Here is a 1,216-nt window from a genome sequence, read left to right as displayed (position 1 = left end):
TGATATAGCCGGAGTTCACTCCCGGGACCGAGTGATTCATCAGCATACGTGCGTCGAGCTCCGAGACACCCGCAGGGGTTGCTACAGTGCGATATGTCTGGCGCAATTCGTTACCCCACTTCGACAGCACCTCCCGGTCTTCCTTCTGTTCAACGAGATGGCCATCGGCACTATCGGCGGGAAACAGCCAATCCCTAGCTTCGAGCGGGTGGATGTACCGCCCAAAACGAATCACCCGCATGAGGCAGGAAATCATCTGGCGAGACAGAGGGATATCAAAGGCACGGTCTGCGCCGCCTTTCGGTCGAGGAATGTGAAGCACCCGACGTTTGAGATCCAGATGGACCAGTCGTGCCTCTTTAAGGGCTGCGGGCCGAGATGCAGAGAGCAGCGTGAACAGATGGAATTCGCGGCGGATCGGATTATCAAGCTTGGCAGCTTCGACAAACCATGCCTTGAGGTCGGCCAGGCCCATGCCGCTGTTCCGGCGCTTCTCATGATTCCAATCCACGCTGTCCACCGGATTGTCAGCGGGGAGATCGCGATTGGTCTTGCGAGCGTGATTGTAGATTGCACGAAATGTTCGCATACTCCCATTCGCGATATAAGGGCCGTTCTTTTCGGAGATGGCGTCGTGCTTGGTCGCAACCTGAGCGGGGTCTTCACCGAGTTGGATTAACGGCGTGTCCAGCCAATCTTCAAATACCCTCTCTACGTGGTCGCGATAGCTTTCGATTGTACGTTCGCTTCGGTTCTTTCGCTCCATGGCAAGTCGATAGCGCTTCCATGCCTCTCGCAGAGTGATTCCAGCCGACTTTAGATCTTCACCCGTAGCCTCGTCTGCTTTCAGGTCAGCGATCGTCGATGCCTTGGCCACGCGCTCATTGGACTTAGGATGCAGTCCACGGCTGATCTGGACGATATACTCCTTTGCAATTGCACGCGCGGCGCGCGTGGAGAGTTCAGTCGTATCTCCAATCGCCAGTCGGAGAGTAGAAGCGCGCTTGCCCTGCTCACGAAGATCTCCCTGAATCATGAAGGTCTTTTTCTTGATACCCACCAAGAGAAAGAAGCCCTTGAGATCAGTGTCACGGACAATGTAGCGCCCCTTATCGGGTGCCGGGAGCCGGACGATTGCTTTGTCATTGAGTTGGATACGGAGGGTCGCCATAGCTACAGCCTCGCAATTTGAAACGGTTTTTGAAACGGTTTTCGC

1 protein-coding gene is annotated in these 1,216 nt (G+C 55.3%); it reads right to left on the bottom strand.

Going from position 1 to position 1,216, the window contains the following annotated elements; all coding sequences use genetic code 11:
• The coding region (locus tag J0I64_RS15590; RefSeq protein ID WP_291409882.1) for an integrase arm-type DNA-binding domain-containing protein at positions 1–1,171 on the bottom strand (1,171 nt) is incomplete at its 3' end.
• Between the last annotated feature and the right edge of the window lie 45 nt (positions 1,172–1,216).

This window comes from Devosia sp. (assembly GCF_017307565.1).
Lineage (GTDB): Bacteria > Pseudomonadota > Alphaproteobacteria > Rhizobiales > Devosiaceae > Devosia.
The sequence above is the reverse complement of the archived record's forward strand: the minus strand, read 5'-3'. Positions and strand labels throughout refer to the sequence as shown.